General features: G+C 48.2%; 23 protein-coding genes. 8 read left to right on the forward strand and 15 right to left on the reverse strand.

What is annotated here, in order from left to right; translation table 11 throughout:
- Window positions 1–33: 33 nt before the first annotated feature.
- The 3 genes from ICL80_RS04035 to metX all read right to left on the reverse strand — a co-directional run bounded on the left by ICL80_RS04035 (window position 34) and on the right by metX (window position 2,262).
- On the reverse strand, window positions 34–447 hold the full coding sequence (locus ICL80_RS04035; RefSeq protein ID WP_194214833.1) for a helix-turn-helix domain-containing protein: 414 nt from the start codon (window positions 445–447) through the stop codon (window positions 34–36).
- 76 nt (window positions 448–523) lie between these two features.
- Entirely contained in the window at window positions 524–1,129 is a 606-nt protein-coding gene (gene metW / locus ICL80_RS04040; RefSeq protein WP_194214834.1) for a methionine biosynthesis protein MetW, read from the reverse strand.
- Window positions 1,129–2,262: a homoserine O-acetyltransferase MetX gene (metX, locus tag ICL80_RS04045; RefSeq protein ID WP_194214835.1), complete on the reverse strand. Its 1,134-nt coding sequence runs from the start codon at window positions 2,260–2,262 to the stop codon at window positions 1,129–1,131. The genes metW and metX overlap by 1 nt, the downstream gene beginning before the upstream one ends.
- A 141-nt stretch (window positions 2,263–2,403) precedes the next feature.
- On the opposite strand from metX, the gene hisC reads away from it, so the two are divergent.
- Window positions 2,404–3,486 (forward strand): histidinol-phosphate transaminase, encoded by a 1,083-nt coding sequence (gene hisC, locus ICL80_RS04050; RefSeq protein WP_194214836.1) that lies wholly within the window; start codon window positions 2,404–2,406, stop codon window positions 3,484–3,486.
- Window positions 3,487–3,490: 4 nt separating this feature from the next.
- The gene (locus ICL80_RS04055; RefSeq protein ID WP_194214837.1) at window positions 3,491–4,408 is read left to right on the forward strand and encodes a prephenate/arogenate dehydrogenase family protein; all 918 of its coding nucleotides are present in this window, start codon (window positions 3,491–3,493) and stop codon (window positions 4,406–4,408) included.
- Between the two features lie 19 nt (window positions 4,409–4,427).
- Here the strand turns inward: ICL80_RS04055 and ICL80_RS04060 are convergent, their stop codons facing one another.
- From ICL80_RS04060 to ftsE, 4 genes are read right to left on the reverse strand one after another with little or no spacing between them, the layout of a single operon-like run.
- Complete coding sequence (locus ICL80_RS04060; RefSeq protein WP_194214838.1) at window positions 4,428–5,402, reverse strand: DUF2125 domain-containing protein; 975 nt, start codon at window positions 5,400–5,402, stop codon at window positions 4,428–4,430.
- A 17-nt stretch (window positions 5,403–5,419) separates the two neighbouring features.
- Complete coding sequence (locus ICL80_RS04065) at window positions 5,420–5,986, reverse strand: YdcF family protein (RefSeq protein ID WP_194214839.1); 567 nt, start codon at window positions 5,984–5,986, stop codon at window positions 5,420–5,422.
- An 8-nt stretch (window positions 5,987–5,994) separates the two neighbouring features.
- On the reverse strand, window positions 5,995–6,873 hold the full coding sequence (locus ICL80_RS04070) for a cell division protein FtsX (RefSeq protein WP_194214840.1): 879 nt from the start codon (window positions 6,871–6,873) through the stop codon (window positions 5,995–5,997).
- Window positions 6,874–6,875: 2 nt separating this feature from the next.
- On the reverse strand, window positions 6,876–7,562 hold the full coding sequence (gene ftsE, locus ICL80_RS04075) for a cell division ATP-binding protein FtsE (RefSeq protein ID WP_194214841.1): 687 nt from the start codon (window positions 7,560–7,562) through the stop codon (window positions 6,876–6,878).
- A 124-nt stretch (window positions 7,563–7,686) separates the two neighbouring features.
- Here ftsE and ICL80_RS04080 point away from each other — a divergent pair, with 124 nt between their 5' ends.
- From ICL80_RS04080 to ICL80_RS04090, 3 genes are read left to right on the forward strand one after another with little or no spacing between them, the layout of a single operon-like run.
- Window positions 7,687–8,805: a zinc-ribbon domain-containing protein gene (locus ICL80_RS04080; protein ID WP_194214842.1), complete on the forward strand. Its 1,119-nt coding sequence runs from the start codon at window positions 7,687–7,689 to the stop codon at window positions 8,803–8,805.
- 1 nt (window position 8,806) lies between these two features.
- Entirely contained in the window at window positions 8,807–9,361 is a 555-nt protein-coding gene (locus ICL80_RS04085; protein ID WP_228073805.1) for a phosphoribosyltransferase, read from the forward strand.
- 39 nt (window positions 9,362–9,400) lie between these two features.
- The gene (locus ICL80_RS04090) at window positions 9,401–9,793 is read left to right on the forward strand and encodes a response regulator (protein ID WP_194214844.1); all 393 of its coding nucleotides are present in this window, start codon (window positions 9,401–9,403) and stop codon (window positions 9,791–9,793) included.
- On the opposite strand, the gene lysA is transcribed toward ICL80_RS04090, so the two are convergent.
- The 3 genes from lysA to argH are packed head-to-tail and all read right to left on the reverse strand — an operon-like array spanning window position 9,790 to window position 12,653.
- Window positions 9,790–11,058: a diaminopimelate decarboxylase gene (gene lysA, locus ICL80_RS04095; protein ID WP_194214845.1), complete on the reverse strand. Its 1,269-nt coding sequence runs from the start codon at window positions 11,056–11,058 to the stop codon at window positions 9,790–9,792. The two genes, ICL80_RS04090 and lysA, sit on opposite strands and share 4 nt — an antisense overlap.
- Before the next feature lie 18 nt (window positions 11,059–11,076).
- Window positions 11,077–11,184, reverse strand: a complete 108-nt coding sequence (gene lptM, locus ICL80_RS18120; protein ID WP_228073806.1) for an LPS translocon maturation chaperone LptM — start codon at window positions 11,182–11,184, stop codon at window positions 11,077–11,079.
- Window positions 11,181–12,653 (reverse strand): argininosuccinate lyase, encoded by a 1,473-nt coding sequence (gene argH / locus ICL80_RS04100; protein ID WP_194215760.1) that lies wholly within the window; start codon window positions 12,651–12,653, stop codon window positions 11,181–11,183. The genes lptM and argH overlap by 4 nt, the downstream gene beginning before the upstream one ends.
- 24 nt (window positions 12,654–12,677) lie before the next feature.
- Here argH and ICL80_RS04105 point away from each other — a divergent pair, with 24 nt between their 5' ends.
- A complete protein-coding gene (locus ICL80_RS04105; protein WP_194214846.1) occupies window positions 12,678–13,259 on the forward strand; it encodes a TlpA disulfide reductase family protein in 582 nt (193 codons plus the stop codon).
- Window positions 13,260–13,269: 10 nt separating this feature from the next.
- Here ICL80_RS04105 and ICL80_RS04110 read toward each other — a convergent pair whose 3' ends face one another.
- Window positions 13,270–13,944 (reverse strand): glutathione S-transferase family protein, encoded by a 675-nt coding sequence (locus tag ICL80_RS04110; RefSeq protein ID WP_194214847.1) that lies wholly within the window; start codon window positions 13,942–13,944, stop codon window positions 13,270–13,272.
- 205 nt (window positions 13,945–14,149) lie between these two features.
- On the opposite strand from ICL80_RS04110, the gene ICL80_RS04115 reads away from it, so the two are divergent.
- Complete coding sequence (locus tag ICL80_RS04115; RefSeq protein WP_194214848.1) at window positions 14,150–14,962, forward strand: FAD:protein FMN transferase; 813 nt, start codon at window positions 14,150–14,152, stop codon at window positions 14,960–14,962.
- A 68-nt stretch (window positions 14,963–15,030) separates the two neighbouring features.
- Here ICL80_RS04115 and ICL80_RS04120 read toward each other — a convergent pair whose 3' ends face one another.
- Complete coding sequence (locus tag ICL80_RS04120; protein ID WP_194214849.1) at window positions 15,031–15,693, reverse strand: hypothetical protein; 663 nt, start codon at window positions 15,691–15,693, stop codon at window positions 15,031–15,033.
- A 189-nt stretch (window positions 15,694–15,882) separates the two neighbouring features.
- Here ICL80_RS04120 and ICL80_RS04125 point away from each other — a divergent pair, with 189 nt between their 5' ends.
- Window positions 15,883–17,844, forward strand: coding sequence for a tetratricopeptide repeat protein (locus tag ICL80_RS04125; RefSeq protein WP_194214850.1), 1,962 nt, complete (start codon window positions 15,883–15,885; stop codon window positions 17,842–17,844).
- A gap of 80 nt (window positions 17,845–17,924) precedes the next feature.
- On the opposite strand, the gene ICL80_RS04130 is transcribed toward ICL80_RS04125, so the two are convergent.
- From ICL80_RS04130 to ICL80_RS04140, 3 genes are all read right to left on the reverse strand, one after another.
- Entirely contained in the window at window positions 17,925–18,800 is an 876-nt protein-coding gene (locus ICL80_RS04130) for a 3-hydroxybutyryl-CoA dehydrogenase (RefSeq protein ID WP_194214851.1), read from the reverse strand.
- A 125-nt stretch (window positions 18,801–18,925) separates the two neighbouring features.
- Window positions 18,926–19,852, reverse strand: coding sequence for an electron transfer flavoprotein subunit alpha/FixB family protein (locus ICL80_RS04135; RefSeq protein ID WP_194214852.1), 927 nt, complete (start codon window positions 19,850–19,852; stop codon window positions 18,926–18,928).
- Window positions 19,852–20,598 (reverse strand): electron transfer flavoprotein subunit beta/FixA family protein, encoded by a 747-nt coding sequence (locus ICL80_RS04140; protein WP_194214853.1) that lies wholly within the window; start codon window positions 20,596–20,598, stop codon window positions 19,852–19,854. Before ICL80_RS04140 ends, ICL80_RS04135 begins: the two co-directional genes overlap by 1 nt.
- Window positions 20,599–20,757: the final 159 nt, after the last annotated feature.

Here is a 20,757-nt window from a genome sequence, read left to right on the forward strand (position 1 = left end):
TGTGCGGTGTTTTTTAGTAGCTAACAGAGTCACTTAACGGGCAAGACTTGCCTGTTTGGTGGCACGTGGGGACATGCCGTATTGCTGCTTGTAAACACGGCGAAAGGTAGACTCTGCATTGAAGCCTAGGTCATAGGCGAGGTCCGTTATGGAGTAGTTTTTATGATCGCCGCTTGTGAGAATAGCATGTGCGAGCGCAAGGCGGCGATCTGTGATGAAACGTTGTACGCCGCCAAAAGGGGCCGTGGCCCGGTAAAGGGAAGCTCTTGACATTCCTAGCTTTTTTGCAATTTTGGTGGGGCTTAAATTGGCATCTCGCAAGCTTTCATCTACCACTTTTATCAAGGAAGCAGGGGCATATTGGGTGCCGCATGGGCTGGTATGGTCAGGCAGAAATTCATATGCATTATCATCAGAACTTTTTAAAATATCCAATGCAATAAACATAGCCTCTCTTCACTTTCTACCATATTGAAAACATGGAATGAGTTAAGCAAAGAGTGGGCCAATTTAGGAGTGCGTATTACTTCTCTAGCAGAAATAGGGCCTGATCAGCCAACAGGTTCGCCCGCGCGCGGCCCATATGCAGCCGAGTGCCATCTGCTTTGAAGGGAACAAAATCCCGCACGGTAATGCTTTCCTGCTCTACAAGATCAAACAGGTCTAAAATGGTGCAGAAATGGATATTACTGGTGTTATACCATGTTTTATCAAGCGATTTGGTAACAGGCATTCTGCCCCGTCGCATCAGGCTTAGACGCACTCTCCACTGGCCAAAGTTTGGAATAGTGATAATAGCTTGTTTGCCAATGCGCAGAAGGTTGAGCAACACTTCGCGGGGCTGGTACATGGCTTGCAGTGTTTTTGACAGAACCACATAATCAAAGCTGTTATCAGGATATTCTGCCAGATCATGGTCAGCATCGCCTTGAATAACAAACAGGCCTTTTGCGACACACTGGTTCACACCTTCTTGGCGTAAGTCCATGCCCCTGCCATCCACCTCTTTTTTATCAACAAGATAAGCCAAAAGGGTGCCGTCATCACAGCCAATATCCAAGACGCGACTACCGGGCGTAATGAGGTCTGCAATCAGTTTCAGGTCGGGCCGTTGGTCAATAGTTGCCATTATTTTAACCCTCGTGTTTTCGCGGCAGTACTTAAAAAGCCTGTTAGCATATGGTCCATCTGTGGCACATCGAGCAAAAAGGCATCATGGCCGTAGGGCGAATCAATTTCCGCAAAACTAACAGGCACGCCTGCAGCATTCAGGGCATGGGCAACGGCTTTATTCTCACTAGTCGGGTATAGCCAGTCTGTTGAAAAACTGATCACACAGCATCTTACATGAGCCGCCTTTTTAAAGGCATCAGATAGGCGACCACCGTGACGGTCTGCAATATCCAGATAATCCATAGCCCGTGTTATATAAAGGTAACTATTGGCATCAAACCGGTCAACAAATGTAGACCCCTGATGCCGCAAGTAGCTTTCAACCTGAAAGTCTGCTTCAAAGCCAAAACTGATCGCTTCACGTGATTGCAGGTTGCGGCCAAACTTTTCTGTTAGGGCGTTTTCTGACAGGTAGGTGATGTGTGCTGTCATGCGGGCAACGGCAAGGCCTTTGTCGGGCTTTGCTGCTTTGTCATAATAGCGGCCTTCGTGCCAGTTTGGGTCAGCCATTACGGCTTGCCTACCAACCTCATGGAAGGCAATATTTTGCGCTGTATGGCGGGCTGCTGCTGCCAGTATAACGGCGCTGTGCACGCGTTCAGGGAATGTACAAAGCCATTCCAAAATCTGCATTCCCCCCATGGAGCCACCAACAGCCATGAGCAAGGTTTCGACACCCAGATGGTCCAGCAGGGCCGCTTGTACCCGCACCATATCGCGGATCGTTATAACCGGGAAATCAATGCCCCATGGCTTACCTGTCGCGGGATTTTCTTCCCACGGGCCTGTTGTGCCAAGGCAGCTGCCAAGAACATTGCTGCAAATGATAAAATATTTGTCTGTATCATACAGCTTGCCGGGGCCAACAAGGCGTGACCACCAACCTTCCTTACCGGTAATAGGATGCGTACTTGCAACATACTGGTCGCCCGTCAGGGCATGGCAAATAATAATCGCATTGGACCTGTCTGCATTAAGGCTACCGTATGTTTCATATCCCACATTGACAGGGGAAAGGGTGGCACCGCTATCAAGCTTGAGCGGGTCCTTTCTAAACAGGGTTGCTGTATGTCCTTCGCGGCCTTGCACTCGTGTCTCCTAACCATAACGGTGGCACAGAAAAGCCCCACTTGGTGATATTGTCAACGTTCTTGCAACTTTCCTTTGCGTTTATTGTGCCGTGCGTCTAGTTCTATGGCCTATTTTACTACTGTTTGTGCGGAGAATATAATGGCAGCCCCTAAGGCACACGACTGGGTTTTGGAAATGGCACCGTATGTGCCCGGCCAGTCAAAAGTTGAAGGTATCGACAACCCGGTAAAGCTATCATCTAACGAATCAGCGTTTGGGCCAAGCCCTCATGCGCTTACAGCTTTCCAGGCCACGACAGAGCAACTGCTGCGCTACCCCGATGCTAACTCGGTTGATCTGCGTGCGGCTATTGCCCGTGTTCACAGTATTGACGCTGAAAAAATTATCTGTGGCACCGGATCAGATGAAATTCTGACATTATTGATCCACACCTTTGCTGGCCCGGGTGATGAAGTTATTTTCAGTGATTACGGTTTCTCTGTGTACCCCATTCAAACGCGGGCGGCCGGGGCAACTGGTGTATCTGTTCCCAATAAGAACTGGGCAGCAGATGTTGACGGTATTCTGGCCGCGGTAACCCCAAAAACCAAACTTGTTTTTATTGATAACCCAAATAACCCAACGGGGGCTTATGTTCCGTGGGGCGAGATTGAGCGCTTGCATGCAGGCCTGCCAGAAAATGTGTTGCTGGTACTTGATGCAGCGTACGGTGAATGCGCAACCGCAGACGATTACAGTGCTGGGGAAACGCTGGTTGAAAAGCATGAAAATGTGATCATGACACGCACGTTCTCGAAAATGTATGCGCTTGCAGGCTTGCGTATCGGTTGGGCTTATGGCCCTGACGCGGTTATTGATGTGCTGAACCGCATTCGAATGCCGTTTAATGTGTGTGTGCCCGGTCATCCTGCAGCGATAGCTGCTGTAGAAGATCAGGCGCATTTGGCGGCATCTGTTGCCTTCAATGCCAAATGGCGTGACTGGCTGACAGCAGAATTGAAGGCGCTTGGCCTTGGTGTGGTGGAAAGTCAGACGAACTTTGTGCTGGTTGAGTTTCCATCTGGCAATCTTTGTGCTGAGGCATGTAATGCGTTTTTGCTGGAAAATGGTTACATCGTGCGGGCATTATCTTTTCTGCCTGATCATCTGCGCATTTCCATTGGCACAGAAGAACAGACAAAAGGTGTGTTAGCACTGATTAAAGAGTTTCTGGGAAAGTAGATACATGTCGGTTCAGTTTGGTCAGATCACTATCATAGGTGCAGGACTTATTGGTTCGTCTGTTGCGCGCGCTATTCAACGCTGTGCAGCAACCGCGACACTTGTGCTTTGTGATAAGGATAAAGATGTACTTGCCGAGGCTAAAGCCCTGAGGCTTGCAGATATTTACCAGATTGATCTGGTAAAAGCGGTCACAAATAGCGATTTGGTTATACTGGCAGTGCCGGTTGGGGCAATGGCAGCTATCGGCGAGATGATGGCGCCAGCGCTAAAGACGGGTGCGATTGTAACTGATGTTGGCTCTGTTAAGGCTAGTGTTTTCAAGGCGCTTAAACCCTTTATGCCAGAGGGCGTGCATTTGATACCGGGTCATCCGGTTGCGGGCACAGAACAGTCGGGGCCATCTGCAGGTTTTGCAAGCCTGTTTGAGGACCGCTGGTGCATTTTAACGCCCCCTGAAGACTGCGATAAAGTCGCCCTAAAAGCGTTAACGGCCCTGTGGGAAAAGTTTGGTAGCAAGATCGAGATTATGGAAGCAGAGCACCATGATCTGGTGTTGGCTATTACCTCTCATGTGCCGCACCTTATTGCTTATAACATTGTGGGTACAGCTTCTGACCTTGAAGAGGTAACAAGCTCTGAGGTTATTAAATACTCGGCAGGCGGTTTCCGTGATTTTACAAGGATTGCAGCGTCTGACCCTACAATGTGGCGCGATGTTTTCCTGAACAACAAAGACGCTGTTCTGGAAATGCTGGGCCGCTTTAGTGAAGACTTAACGGCGCTTCAGCGCGCCATACGCTGGGAAGACGGTGATGCCCTCTATAAGCTTTTCACCCGTACCCGCGAGATTCGCCGCAAAATTATTGATGCGGGGCAAGATGATGCAAAAGCTGACTTTGGCCGGCCGCACAAGGATTGATGGCACCGTTAGTTTAGCGTTATTGAATGACGGGTTTCAAGGTTGCAACAACAGTTGTGTCTGCAATCAGTTCACCGTTCTGGGCCATTAGGCTTAGCTCGCTGTTTGCCGGGGCGCCCTCAAGAGGGGTAATGCCAAGCGCAGCCAGGGTGCTGTTCAGGTTTTCTGTGTTTGTAATTTTTACGCTGGCGCTGCCTAGGGGCTTGAAATTGCTATCCAGTGTCAAGCTTGCATTACCTGTTACTCTTGCGCCTGCTGCGGTATATTCAAAACGGCTGATCTCCATAAGGCCACCTTCAGAGGCCCATGCGGTCAGCTGATCCTTCGACCAATCATCAAGGGCTGGCCCGTTAACGCCAGCTTCTATCATGAGGGCGGCATCCCCTCTTTTTTCCAGTGTGTCTTCAGTTATTTGCCATTCTGCACCGGCCTTAAAGTCCAGTATACGGGCACCGTAAAGGCCACCATCATCATCAGTATTTTGAGCCTCAGTACTAAAACGTAAAAACAGAGACCAGTCTTTTACCGTTTTTATTTCTCTGCCAAGAAACTGGTTTACGATCAGGCCACTTGCTGCCGTACTGTCAAACGCCACAACCGCCTTACCGTCGTTATGCAGGCGGTAACTAGCCAGCAGTGTATCTGCTGTAATATCAAAATTATCCTGTGCGGCGCGCACTTTTAAACCAACTGTTTCTGCAAGCCAGTGATTGGGAGTCCACAGGTGGCTTATTAACTCTATGCTTGATGCAGATACAGTAAGCCCTTTGGTTCTTGTTGCAATGGTGGGGCTATCAACTGTTACCGTTATCCGGTAGGGGAAGCCACCATGTTTGACGCTGCCATGCTGAATGAAAATACCTTGGTCACGCCATGTTGCGAGCATGCGTGTTACATCTTTTTCGGCCTGAAAGGCAGCTGTATACCAAAGCCCGCAGTATACGAGAACTGCAACCACCAAAACACCAATGATCAGACGAAATTGATTTAGCACGAGTCGCTCCTGTTCTTTTAAAATCCGACTATTTCGGTCATAAGTGTTATCAGATATTTTGTGTATTCTTTGGCAATGCCGAGCGGTGATGTTTTTGTTTTAACCGGAAAGGCGACCATATCCATTTCCGGCATTGCCCGACGAAACACAGACATGCTTCTGGGCATATGATAATCAGAGGTGACGATCACAAGCTTTTTATAGTCGTTTTGCCGCGCCCACACAGCGGCTTCACGGGCATTATTAAAGGTGCTGTCAGCAATGTAATCAAGGTCTACGCAGCAGGCAAAAATATCAGGGCTAACACCAGAAATAGCAGGCAGTTCATTCAAGGTTACATCAGGGTGTACACCGCTTATCAGCATTCGTTTTGCAGCACGCTTTTCCATAAGACGGGCTCCGGTTTCCAGCCTACCAGCACCACCCGTTAAAACAACAATAGCATCTGCCGATAAACCATCTTCAGGTACTATGTCAGGTAACTGTGTCATAAAAAAGCCAAAGCCTAATACCCATGCAATCAGCAGGTAAAGGCCAATTTGTGAGGTTATGCGCAGTATTGGTTTTTTTATTTTTTTTGCCACGGGTGCCTCTACATCATGTCCAGAAGCGCACGGCGAACAGTAAGCCGCGCTGTCATCATGGTGAGGCATGAAGCACCTAGCGGTAATATAATCAGCCATAGCAGGCTGGTAATTTCTGGCATGCTGGCAGTGATCAGGCCTTGGCCCATTTTTTCAGCCATCGCAGACAATAGCCACAGTGACCCCGCAGCAAGCAGCACCCCAACGAAGCCACCTTTAAGGCCGTGTGCCATATATCGTATATCAAAGGCGCGTGCGATCATCTTGTCTTCCGCGCCTAGAAAATGCATTATTTCTATTATATCACGGTGCGTTGCAAGGCCGGCCCTACAGCCAAAAATAACGATCGCTACAGTTGAAAGAAGCACCATGATAACCACACCAGAAAGCAAAAGCTGGATAACAGAGGCCAGATCGAGAATTTGTGACATCCATTCCTGATGGTCATCAAGTTGGGCACCGGGGGCTGTTGCCTTCAGGCGCTCTGCAAGGGCAGCGGTGTTAACATTGGCGTTTTCAGCAAGGCGTATTTCGATAAGAGTTGGTACAGGCAAGCCACTATCAATGGGCATGTCCCCAAGCCACGGTGACAAGAGCGCCATGACTTCGGCATTTGCCATGACTTCGGCTGATTCGATGCCCGGTGTTGCCCGTATTAGCGTGAGAGCAGAATCAGTCTGAGCATTCCGCTCTTTTGTATCTTCCACAACTATTTGAACAGTTAGGCTGGATGTCAGGCTTTTGCTCCATTCTTCAAGGCCATTACCAATGGCAAGAGCGCCCGCGAGCGATAGGGTGCAAAGAAACAACATAACGCCAATAACCCAAGGTAAAAGGCCTTCCCGCAGGTTTTGTTCGGGTAAAAACTGTAAGGTGCGATTCCACATAATCAGGCCCCGGGGTCAACAGGCTTGCCGCCCGGTTCATGCGTAAGGGTGCCCTTGTCGAGTCGAAGCACGGGGGCGCCAACCGCTCGCACCAAACCTTCGTCGTGGGTCGCAACAATTGTTGTTGTACCTTCTTTGTTCAGCGCTACAAACAGGTGCATTAATCGTCGTGACATTTCAGAATCAACATTACCCGTTGGCTCATCTGCGACTAGAAGGTCAGGCTTGTTAATAATGGCACGGGCGATGGCAACCCTTTGTTTTTCGCCGCCTGATAGTGTAGCAGGGCGAGCATGCATGCGGCCTTCCAGGCCTACCCAGCATAAAAGCTCTTCAACATGATCAGCAATTTGGGCGCGTTTGGCACCCTGAATGCGTAGTGGCAAGGCAACATTTTCAAAGGCGGTCATATGGTCAAGGAGTCTGTAATCCTGAAACACAACACCAATCCGGCGCCTAATGCGGGGCAGCGCGCCGCGTTCTAATGAGACGAGATCTTTACCAAAAAAGTTTACCAAACCACGTGAAGGGCGGTGTGTTAAATATAGCAATTTCAGGAGTGTAGTTTTGCCTGCTCCGGACGGTCCTACCAAAAAATGGAAGGATCCCCGGTCAAGGGAAAAGTTAACATCCGTCAGCACTTCATTGCCCATTCCATAGCGCATGCCGACATTCTCAAAACTAATCATGGAAGCTCCTGACTTGTTGTGCCCACAATTGCATACGGCAGATAAATCGTCTAGTCCCAGCTTCATATGAAGCTCATGCTTGTATTTTTTAGTAGGAATCATATAGACTTGCATAAGATGAAAAATGAAGTTCTTCCAGAGTGTTGGGGGAACCACTGACAGTTTAGGCGAATTTATGATCCTTGCTTGTCCGGCATGTGACGCAAAATTTAAAATTCCTACCGGTGCATTACCTCCGGGTGGGCGCAAGGTTCGCTGTGCCAAATGTTCACATAGCTGGCACGCAGACCCCGTTGTCGTTGCAAAACAACAGGTAGCGGTTGCCGCGGCTATTGTAAAAACTACACCGCCCCCAAAACCAAAGCCTGCGCCAGTTCAAAACTTTGATGGCACTTTAGATGCAAAAACTGCTGAAGAAACCGCAGCACTGCGCCGTACAGTGAAGGGGGTTGTAGACAAACCTGCCATAAGCGCACCGCCAGTAGAGGATGACATTTTTGACGAGGACGGCAGTTCCTCTGGCCCGCCACTAAGCTCTGATGATGACTTTGGTGTGAGTGCTGCTGTGCGCGCGCACATGGGCGATGATTTTGCTCGAGATATGGATGAGCCAAGTGATGACCCGGAAGTTGATGAGGATGATGAAGATTACGGTGATGACTTTTTGGCCAAGCGCCGTGCGGATCAGCGTCGACAAAATGCCAGAGAATCAGCGGATCGTCAGCATAAATTGATTATGGGTGGCTGGATTGCCCTTTTGCTGTTCTGGCTTATTACATTCTATGTTCTGGTTTTTGAAAAAGAGCGCATGCTCTATAAGTTCCCTGGGATTGAGCCGCTCTACACGTTTTTTGGTAGCATGGATGAAAAAGATTTATACATGCCGGAAGAGGGTGAGAAGGTAACACCGCCCCTGACGGAGGCTGAGGTATATATCTCAGCCAAACTTGATAATACCCGCACGAAAATTGAGCTTGTTGACGGTGAAGAAAAGCTGATGGTGCAGGGCTATGTAGAAAATCTGGGCATTACTGGGGCTAATGTTCCACAGGTGCTTGTTCAGATTGTGGATAATGACGGCGCTGTTCTGGATGAATGGGTGGTGGACCCTGTGGGGCTTATCATTCGCAGTAAAGGCAGGGCTTATTTTACCAGTATGCGGGATGTTCCCGTTGGCATTGCCAATGTTGCTGTTTCCGTAATTGATGGATCACGTTCAGGCACAAGTGGTGAGTACCCTTAATATGGATCATTTTTTCAACTGGAATCAGGCAGGTGATGCCCACCACGGTATTGAACCTGTTTTTACAGCGGATGATATTATAGAAAAGGTTGAAGACTTGGCGTTGCGGCTAACGCGCTGGTTTGATGAAGAGCCGGTCGCACAAGTTTTAATGAATGGTGCCATGATGTTCGCGGCAGATCTGGTTCGGGCTATGTCTAGCCGGGGCTGCGTTATGGAGATGGATTTTATCCAGCTTGAGAAAGACCAAAAAACCAGCACTGTTAAGCTGCTGGCCGCGTCTAATCTGCCGGTTGAAGGCCGTGATGTTTTATTGATTGATGATATTTTTGATGATGGAAAAACGCTTTCATTTGCATATGAGCATTACAAAAAACTAGGGGCTGCATCTATCACTAGCGTTGTTCTTCTGGACAAAAGCGGTGGCCGAAAAACTAAAGTAAAACCTGATTTTATTGGTTTTGAATGCCCTGACATTTTTGTGATCGGATATGGAATGGATATTGCTTATAGGTACCGGGAGCTACCTTTTATAGGCAAAATGGGCCGTGCATGAGGAATGACAGGCAAAACGTACCCATAAGAAGGAAATTTTGTGGCGCGTATTCTGGTTGTAGAGGATGAAGAATCAGTTCGTGATTTTGTCAGTCGCGCGTTAACCATGCATGGCTACAGTATTTTGACGGCTTGCGACGGTGCAGAAGCCGTTAGCATTATGAACGAGCATCACTTTGATCTGCTTTTAAGTGATATTGCTATGCCGATGATGGATGGCATCTCCTTGGCGCTGAAAGTGCGTGCCACTCGGCCCCATGTACCGATACTTCTCATGACAGGCTATGCCGACGAGCGCCAGCGAGCGCATAACCTGTCTTTACTGATTGAAGGCTTGCTTGCAAAGCCGTTTAATCTGGAGCAGCTTCTAACTGCTGTGAGTGACGCTTTGAAAAAATCCAAAGTAATAGAAAAGAGCGATCAGACAGCCTAGTCTGTAAGCCAATCTGGTACGCTATCCAGTGATAAAAGTTCCTCTAGAGATTGGCGTTTTCTAACAACGGCATAGTCGCTACCATTCACCATTACTTCCGCGATCAGGGGTCTTGTGTTGTAGGTGCCAGACATGACAGCGCCGTAAGCCCCAGCTGATTTTATAGCGATCAGGTCACCGGCTTTCAGGGGTGCTGTTAGTCGGTCTTTTGCAAAAACATCGCTTGATTCACAGATAGGGCCAACAAAGTCGACTGAAACTTTATCTTGTGTCTCAGCAAGGCTAACCGGAATAATATCGTGGTAGGCGTCGTACATGGCGGGGCGTATCAGGTCATTCATGGCAGCATCAATAATATAAAACCCTTTGTTGCCACTGGTTTTTTCATACACCATTTCGCTTACCAGAATACCAGCGTTTCCAACAATCAATCGCCCCGGTTCAAAGATCAGGCTACAGTCAATACCAGCGAGTACCTCGCGTGCCATCTTACCGTAAGCATCAGGTGACGGTGGGGCTTCTTTACCCAATTCGTATGGAATACCAAGGCCGCCACCTAAATCAATGTGCGTGATGTCGTGGCCTTTAGCGCGCAATTCCTTTACCAGCTCCACAACTTTAGTAAACGCAAGTTTAAAGGGCTCCAGTTCAGTAAGCTGTGATCCAATATGAACATCAATGCCTTTGCCGTTAACATGGGGCAGGGCTTTGATGCGGGCATAAATGCTGTGTGCCCGGTTCCACGGAATGCCAAACTTGTTCTCAGATTTACCGGTGGAAATTTTAGCATGCGTTTTGGCATCAACATCCGGGTTTACCCGAACAGAAACAGGTGCCACAAGGCCCATTTCGCCTGCAACTGTGTTAAGGGCTTCAAGCTCTGCTTCGCTCTCTATGTTAAACTGCTTGATGCCAGCCTTTAGGCCAAGCGCCATTTCACGCGGTGTTTTACCTACGCCAGAGAATACAATTTTGTCAGCGGGGATTCCTGCCTTCAGGGCGCGCAGTAATTCACCTTCGCTTACCACATCAGCACCAGCACCTTCGCGGGCAAGGGTTGCCAGCACTGCCTGATTGCTGTTTGCTTTCACAGCAAAACATACAAGGGCATCAAGGCCTTTAAACGCATCAGCAAACACCCGGTAATGTCTAACAATCGTTGCTGTTGAATAAATATAAACAGGGGTGCCAACAGAGGCTACAATGTCGCTAACAGCCACGTCTTCGCAAGAAAGCTCACTGTTTTTATAGTGGAAGTGATCCATAAAGTTTACTCTTGTTTACTATTCTGTAGTCTGGCTTGGGGGTGGGTTAACATCGCCCTTTTTACCGCATGCCGAAACTGAAAAAGTTGTTGCCGCAATGAGCAGGGCTAGAAATAGCTTTTTCATTTCAGTGTCTCCCGCGCTGCGCCTACTGCTTTTTTCACATTCTCAGGGGCTGTGCCACCAAAAGAAGTTCTGCTGCTAACAGAAGCCTCAACTGTGAGTACAGTGAAAATGTCTGCCGTTATGCGTGGTTCAATAGCCTGCATGTCTTTAAGGGGCAGGTCAGATAGATCAACACCCTTGGTTTCAGCAGCCTTCACCACTGCCCCTGTTATATGGTGGGCATCACGGAAAGGTAGACCAAGAACACGTACCAGCCAGTCAGCCAGGTCTGTCGCTGTAGAAAAGCCTAATCCTGCAGCAGCAGCCATATTTTTGGTGTTAGGCTTCAGGTCGATCATCATGCCGGTCATGGCAGCGAGGCACAGGGCAAAATCATCTACGGCTTGAAAAACAGGTTCTTTATCTTCCTGCATGTCTTTTGAGTAGGCAAGAGGCAACCCCTTCATCACCATCATAAGGCCGGTCATGCTACCTGTAATACGCCCAACTTTGGCGCGTACCAACTCGGCTGCATCAGGATTACGTTTTTGCGGCATAATGGACGATCCAGTTGAGAAGCCGTCAGAAAGCTCAAGAAACCGGAATGCAGAGGTTGCCCATAGCACAATTTCGTCAGCAAGACGCGACAGGTGCACTGCACCGATCGACATGACAGACAGGAACTCCATGGCAAAATCCCGCGCAGATACAGCGTCAAGTGAGTTTGCCATGGGTTTATCAAAACCTAAAAGGTCTGATGTCTGGTGCCGGTCTATTGGGAAACTGGTGCCCGCCAGGGCGGCTGCACCAAGGGGATTTTCATTCAGCCGTTTGCGGCAATCGCTGAGGCGCGCCCTGTCACGTGTAAACATTTCATAGTATGCCATCAGGTGGTGACCAAGGGTTACGGGCTGCGCTGTTTGCAAGTGTGTAAAGCCCGGCATAACGGCGCCTGCGTGCGTGTCAGCCTGGTCAACTATTGCAGTTAATAGTGCTTTATAAGCTGCATCTAACTGGTCAATGGCTGTGCGGCACCACAGGCGAAAATCTGTTGCGACCTGATCATTACGAGACCGGCCTGTGTGAAGCCGGGCACCGGCGTCACCCGCCAGTTCGCGCAGACGTGATTCTACATGCATATGAATGTCTTCAAGAGCTGGGTCAAAAACCATCTGCCCAGCTTCAATTTCGCGCTGCACCTGCGTCAGGCCTTTGTGAATGGCATCTTTATCAGCCACGCTGATAATACCCTGTGCCGCCAGCATTTCAGAATGCGCTGTTGAACCAGCGATATCTTCACGGTACAGGCGTTTGTCAAAATCAATAGAAGCGTTAATTTCCTGCATGATGGCAGACGGCCCACCACCAAAGCGGCCACCCCACATGCTTTGGCCTGCGCCAGATGTGTGGTTTTTTGCCGCAGTCGCGGAAAGTTGATCCGGGCTTTGCTTGCCTTTCGGCTTGCTATCACTATTGTCTTGGCTATTCATCATCTTATCCATCTGGAGACAGGAATGCCTAAAAAGGCTCTTATCGTACCTGCACTTGTTATTCTTCTTCTCGGGGCTGCAGCTTATCGGCTGGTTATTGCCCCGGCAACGCTTGATAGCGTTATTCAGCCATATTTAAAAGGCGAAATGGCAAATCTGTCTGTTCCAGATGAAAAGACCATGATTTCAGATCACATGATCATGCAGGCAGATGGTAGCCCGATCAGACTTTCAGAGATGAAAGGCAAGGTTATTCTCTTGAACCTTTGGGCAAGCTGGTGCGCGCCGTGCCGGTCTGAGATGAAAGAGCTTGCAAATCTCCAACGGCAGCTCGGTGACGATCGTTTTGAAGTGGTGGCTATTTCCGTTGACCGCGGCGGCATTGCAGAGATTCGTGAAACACTGGCTGAATGGGGTATCGAGGGGCTGAACCTATACGCTGAACCAACGATGAAGATTGCTGCGGATTTGGCGGGTGGTGCACTGCCTACCAGCCTTATTATCGATGAGGATGGACAGGTCTTGGCCAAATACCTGGGGCCTTTAAAATGGGATGCGCCCGAGGCACTAGAGCTATTCTCGGCGTTAAAAGAAGCGGTTAGCTAGGCAGCGGGGCTTAGCCTAGCTGCTTAGCGCCCGGGTCGATTTCATCCATCGGTACAATGTCTTTTTCTTGTGCAGCTTCACTGTACCATTCCTTCATGTAGGGATGCTGTCGTACAGCATCTACATAGGCTTTTGCCGTAGTGCCAAGCTGTACATTATAGGTAAGAAACCGGCTAACAACCGGAGCATACATCATATCTGCTGCAGAAAAGCCGCCAAAAAGGAAATCTCCTTTTGTATGTGATGCGGCTCGACATTCAGACCAAATGGCATCAATGCGGTCAATGTCTGCCTGAACTTTATCACCAAATGTACCATGCCAATTCAGGCGCATATTCATAGGCAAGTGGTTTCGTACATGCGGAAAGCCGCTGTGCATTTCGGCGGTGATACTGCGGGCAAGCGCCAAGCTTTTCATATCTTTTGGCCACCAGAATTTATCTGGTGCGACAACCGCGCAGTAATCTATGATTGCAATAGAATCCCATACCCGGATGTTACCATCCAGCAGTGTTGGTACTTTACCGGCAGGGTTATACTTCTTGATTTCGCGGTGAAAGGACGGGGTGTCCAGTTGCAGCTTAATCTCTTTAAATTCAAGGCCGCTGTGGCGCAGCGCTAGCCAGCCTCTGAGCGACCAACTGGAATAGTTTTTGTTACCGATTACGAGTGTTTTATTTGCCATAATAGGCCCCCATTATACGAACCATGAATAGCTTACCGTCACAGCAACCATCTATCGAGTGATTCCTTCTAACCGTGAGAACAATGTTTTTTGATAAATTAATTGATATTAATAATCATTATTAATAAAGTCATTGAAAGACGATTCACATAAGGGGATATTGATGGCTTGTAATTGCATTCAAGTAACAAAAAAGTAGGCACTTTTGGGGCGTATTGCCCAAGTGGTTGTTGTTGGTAAATCACGAGAATGCCTTGATAGGGCCGTTAGAACCGCATTTGAGGCGGCATCTTCCCTAGAGGCAATTATCTCACGAGACAGTGCAAATAGTGAGCTTATGGCTTTATGCTCTAGTGGCTTTGGGCGTTATATCCCTGTATCGGCGGACTTGAGAGCCATGTTGTTGCTTGCTAACGATATTGCCTACCATACAGATGGTATATTTGACGTTGCTGCGGCCAGTACATGCGGCAACGCGCACTGGACAGATATAGACCTCTCTCGTGCAGGCCATGTTTTACTGCGTAAGCGACTCTCTCTTTCTTTTGGAGGCTTCATAAAAGGGTATGCAGCGGATGTAATGGTAAGATCATTGATGGAATCAGGCGTTGGTGCTGGCCTTGTAGATATAGGGGGCTGTATCAAGGCGTATGGCGGTAGTGAATGGCGGATTGAATTTGCACAGTCATCATCGCCCCAGTTGGCGGGGCTGTGCTCTGATATAGAACCAGCTATTATACCAATTCCGCTTATAGACAGTGCAATAGCCGGATTTGGGCCGTATTTTGGTATGAGTAAACTTGTTGATTTGCAGCAAGGGCTTGTGGTGAGCCCCGAAGAGTGGGGTAATCAGAATATAGTGATTAGGGCTACATCGTGTGCAGTTGCTGATGCGCTTACAAAAGTGTTGGCACTAGAGCCTGCATATGGAGAGCAACTTTTGAGGCTGTTTGGAGCTGCAACAGCTATTTTCCCTGTGCCGGAAAACAAAATAGAAAAGCAATTTTATAAAAGTTAATGTCATCTAGCCAAATAAAAAGCCCCGCGTAAAGCGGGGCTTTAAATATTCAAAGCACGTTATGCTATTTATGCTGCACTGCGGGCGGTTGCACGGCGGCGCTGTTGCCGGCGCGCCATGAATATCAAGCCAGGTAACAGCAGGAAGGCTGCAGCAGGTTCTGGAACAGAAGAAGGGGTTACTGTCAGTGAGAACAGATCAGGAGTTGAATCTGAGTTATAGTTCGCGCCGCCTTCAATGAAACCACTATTGCCATCATACAGGAACAATTCTGTAGAATCAGGGTTCACAGTCACGTTCAGGCCCACAAAATATGTACCAACTGTAGAGATATAGTTGCTTATGCCTGTTTCTACTGTGGAAATGGCAACACCTGCGACAGTATAAACAATCTTGGGCAGAACATACCGTTCTATGTTGTCAAGAGTGCCATTGTTGTTACTGTCAAAATATACAGTCCAGTTAAATGTGAAGTTAGCAAGGTTATTGATACCGCCACAAACATCGTAGTAGCTGTCGTAGCTAACCGCGTCGAGGTTGAGGCTGGTTGCCAGACCTGAACCACAGGCATTCAGTGTCAATTCTGTGCCAAGCTCAACAGTGTCACTCAGAGACTCTTCTGCATTGATATGGCCAATTATATAACCAGCAGAAGCTGAGTTAGACACAAAAGCTACAGCTAAAGATGCTGCGGCAGCAAACTTAAGTACAGGCGCTAAATATTTCTTCATCACTATGCCCTTTACATAAAAGCAATAAATTTTTTAAAGTAATACACCAAAAAATAGAGAAGTTCTATAAAATTTATTTAAATTTATATATTCATAGTCTAAAGTAAAATATATAGATCATTTTAGTCAGCATTTTTGGCTTAAGTACAATAAGTATAAATATTTTATTTCAATAGGCAAGGTGGCGCAGTGCAGTTGACCAGTAAGTGGTTTTTAATTCCATTATGCTTTTTTTTGGCATCTTGCGGCGGTAATAATTCCTCTGATGATTCGCTGGGGGATTTGGAATCTTACGACAAAGCGGCCTTGGTAAAGCTTGTTGAAGCAGGTAAGCAGGCTAAAGCTGTTAAAGTCATTCGGGCAAGAGAACAGCTTCAAATGGCGGGCGTTGATGATTTCCTGGTTCTTGCAGATATATATATTGCTGCTCTGAATGGTGCCGGGGCTCAGGTAGCCGTTGAAAAGGCACGTAGCGTAGGGGGTCTGCGTAGTTTTACCGCAACAAAAATGGCCTCTTCTTATTTACTTCAAGGCCGGCTTAAAGACGCAAAAGAAGAACTTCAGATTGTTGCCATGACGGGGCCTGATGCGCTGGACGCTTTGTTAATGCAAGGGCAGATCGCTTTTGCTGAACATAAGCCAGATGATGCTCGTCGGTTTTACGGTTTTGCGGCGGAGATTGCGCCAGACAGTTTTCGGGTGAATACAGCACTTGCCTTGCTCGAGTTTAATGAGCGCAACCTTGAAAAGGCCAGAGCAGAAGCTAAAGAAGCCTTGTCAAAGAATCCTGATACACCTATCCCTGATTTTGTCCTTGGCAATGTTTCCCGCCTAGAGGGGGAGATTGATGATTCGGTTGAGCATTTTGAGAAGTCACTCGAGATTGACGACGAATATACATACTCGAAGATAGAGCTGATCGGTGCCTATCTGGATGCAGGTAGGAATAAAGATGCCCAAGAACTGCTGGATAAGGTCGCCCTTATTGCGCCAAATAATTCAATGGTCAAATTTTACATCGCCTATTTTCAGGCAGAAAAAGGTGATTGGGCAGGGGCAGAAGAAACCCTTTTAAGGGCAGGTAATTTACTGCGGACTAATCCATCTGCGGCAAAACTGTATGGTATGGTGGAGTACAGCCTTAAGAAGTATGGTTATGCTGCTGATTATTTGCAAATATATCTGAAATCGCGCCCGAATGACCGCATGATCAGAATTATGGCTGCGGATAGCCTTCGCCATGTTGGCTTCCCTGAAATGGCATTGGCGCTTTTGTCCCCCTTGTTGCAGGAAGGCGAAAAAGACGGCTCCGGATTTGCTCAGGCGGGTGTTGTGGCAAACGCCATCGGAAAACCGGCAGAGGCCCAGAAATATTTTGAAGAAGCGGCGAAAAAGCTACCTGAGGCCCTGAAAGAAAACGAGCCTGACCGTTACGAAAAATTACTGGCCAACTTGAAATTTAATGAAGCTCTTGCTGATTATGAGGCCGGTAATATTGATGAGGCGTTTGCAAAAATGGCGGCCTTGCCAAAGGGTGTAATACCGCTGGAAATTCAGTATGAAGCTGTTGCCAGAATGGAGCTGGAACAAGGCGACTATGACGGCGCAATACAAACTGCGGCGCAGTTGCGGGATATTATGCCAGACAGTGCGCTTGCCAGTAATATTGAAGGTGTCGCGGCTCTTAGGGCTGGGGACCCTGCAAAAGCTGTCGAAGCTTTTAACCGGGTGATCAAGCTGAACGCAGACTATACATCAGCTTTTAAGAATAGGGCTTCGGCCAATATGCAGCTTGGGCAGTTTAATAATGCGCTAGAAGACCTTGAATTTCTAACTCAGCGCTATGAGAATAACGCTGAGTTGCTGGATATGCTTGGCCGTACATACCTTGAGCTTGGGCAGCACTCGAATGCCCGGCGCGCATTGGAGCAAGCTCATAAGCAAGCACCAAACTCTGTGACAATAACCGCTGATTACGGTGAAGCATTGGCGCGTGAAGGTGCTTATAAGGAAGCAATTAAACAAGCAGAGTCTGCCCTCAAACTTGCGATTGCCAGCCCCGTCCTGAAAGAAAATAAAGAGCTTATGAAAATGCTCAATGCTAATATTGCCGAATATAAATTGGCACTGACAAAAGAGCAGGGTTTATAAGCCTGAAATTTTTCAATCTGTATATATAAATAATAAAGGCCCCAAGTGGGGCCTTTTACTTTGGATAAATGCGCGTTGTGCTAGCGTGTTGGTACCGGGTCGCCTTCGCCGCGGTAGTCATAGAAACCACGACCGGTTTTACGGCCAAGCCATCCGGCTTCCACATATTTCACCAAAAGCGGACACGGGCGATACTTGCTGTCCGCAAGCCCTTCGTATAGAACTTGCATAATGGAGAGGCATGTATCAAGGCCGATGAAATCCGCCAGTTGAAGTGGGCCCATGGGGTGATTTGCCCCAAGCCGCATTGCTTTATCGATACAGTCAACAGAGCCAACGCCTTCATAAAGGGTATAGATGCCTTCATTAATCATGGGCATCAAAATCCGGTTAACAATAAAGGCAGGAAAATCTTCAGAAAGTGCTGTCTCTTTACCCAGTTTTTTTGTGAAGGTGTTAAAGCGTTCGTATGTTTCATCTGACGTTGCGATCCCGCGGATCAGCTCGACCAGTTTCATCAGTGGTACAGGGTTCATAAAATGAACACCCATGAACTTTTCTGGCCGGTCTGTGCTTGCGGCTAATCGGGTGATGGAAATAGAGGACGTGTTAGAAGCGACCATCGCGTTTGGTTTCAGGTGCTGGCAAAGCTCTTTGAAAATGGAGGTTTTAACCTGCTCGTTTTCTGTTGCGGCCTCAATCACCAGATCGCATTTACTGTGTGCCTTCAGGTTATCAGCAAGGGTAATACGCGCAATAGCGGCATTCATATCAGCTTCAGACAGCTTGTTTTTGCTAACTTGGCGCATCATGTTGCCTTTCATGATGTCGATAGCCGCTTGGCAACGTTCGATTGAAATGTCGCTTAAAACAACTTTTAATCCAGAGATTGAACAGACATGTGCAATCCCGTTACCCATTTGGCCTGCGCCAATTATACCTACTGTTTCAACCATTTTTTACCCTTGGGACGTTTTAAATTTATATTTTTATGAAGGCTTTTTGTCCGCGTTTTTTTACTTTGTTAGCCAGTATAGAAAAAAAGGGCACCATAAGCGATGCCCTTTTTTATTTGGTAGACTTACAGAGCTTTTTCGAGTGCAGGTACTGCATCAAAAAGGTCAGCAACAAGGCCGTAATCAGCAACCTGGAAGATAGGTGCCTCTTCGTCTTTGTTGATCGCGACGATGATCTTGCTATCTTTCATGCCTGCAAGGTGCTGAATAGCACCAGAGATGCCAACTGCGATGTAAAGCTCAGGCGCTACAATCTTGCCTGTCTGGCCAACCTGATAGTCGTTTGGTACAAAGCCAGCGTCTACTGCTGCACGCGATGCACCAACGGCCGCACCCAGTTTGTCTGCAACAGCTTCAATGATTTTGAAGTTTTCACCAGACCCCATGCCGCGACCACCAGAGATAATGATCTTCGCTGATGTCAGTTCAGGACGGTCTGATTTAGAAAGCTCAGCCCCCACAAACGAGGATACACCAACCGTGGCAGCAGCAGCGATAGTTTCGACGCTCGCCGAACCACCCTCAGCCGCAGCCTTTTCAAAAGCTGTTGCCCGCACTGTGATAACCTTCACTTTGTCAGAAGACTGCACCGTTGCAATCGCATTTCCAGCATAGATCGGGCGCTTGAACGTGTCTGCACTTACCACTTCCACAATCTCAGAGATCTGCGCTACGTCGAGGCTAGCGGCCACTCGTGGCAGGAAGTTTTTACCGGTTGTTGTGGCGGGTGCCAGAATGGCGCTGTAATCACCTGCCACAGACAGAACCACAGCCGCAAGTTCTTCGGCCAGAGGGTGGGCATATACTTCTGCATCCACCAGCAGCACTTTACCAACGCCGTCGATCTTGGCCGCAGCGTCAGCAACACCTGCGCAGCCACTACCGATAACAATAGCATGTACATCACCAAAGGCCTTGGCAGCGGTCACTGTTGCAAAGGTTGCATCTTTCACTTCTGTATTATCATGTTCTACATAAACGAGAGCGGTCATTAGATTACTCCCTTTTCTTTAAGTTTGCTGACCAGTGTTTCTACGCTGTCGACCATAATGCCGGCTTCGCGCTTCGGTGGCTCTTCCACTTTCAGCACTGTGAGGCGGGCAGCCATATCAACACCGTAGTCTTCCGGTTTCTTCATGTCGATCGGTTTGCGTTTTGCCTTCATAATGTTCGGTAAGGACGCATAGCGTGGCTCATTCAGCCTGAGGTCAGTTGTTACAACTGCGGGCAGGTTCAGTTTTACTGTCTCAAGGCCGCCGTCAATCTCGCGCGTGACATTCACGCCGCTGTCTGCAAGCGCAACCTCAGAAGCAAATGTGCCTTGCGGCCAGCCAAGAAGCTCTGCCAGCATCTGGCCTGTCTGGCTGTTATCGCCGTCAATCGCCTGCTTACCAAGAAGCACAATATCCGGGTTTTCTTCGCCAACAATCGCTTTTAAAAGCTTAGCAATCGCAAGCGGCTCTGCCGCGCCGTCATGCTCGACCAGAATACCCCGGTCTGCACCCATCGCAAGGCCTGTACGGATCGTTTCCTGAGCCGCTGACGGTCCAACCGAAACAACTATAATCTCTTCAGCTTTACCAGCTTCCTTGAGCCGGATTGCTTCCTCTACAGCTATTTCGTCAAAGGGGTTCATCGACATCTTAACATTCGCAAGCTCGACGCCGCTATTATCTGATCTAACGCGTACCTTCACGTTATAATCTACCACCCGCTTAACGGGCACCATGATCTTCATGGGGCTTTATCTCCCGGTTGTGTCCAGTAATGTGTCTGGAACTTTTCTCTCGAAGGCTAGCCAAAATGCGGCTAGCACCTTTAAAATTCAAGGGTACACAGCGTTATACCAAGCTGAAACCCGAGTCAATGCAGTGTGTACAAGGTGGTTTGCACTAAC

This window comes from Kordiimonas pumila (assembly GCF_015240255.1).
Taxonomy (GTDB): Bacteria; Pseudomonadota; Alphaproteobacteria; order Sphingomonadales; family Kordiimonadaceae; genus Kordiimonas; species Kordiimonas pumila.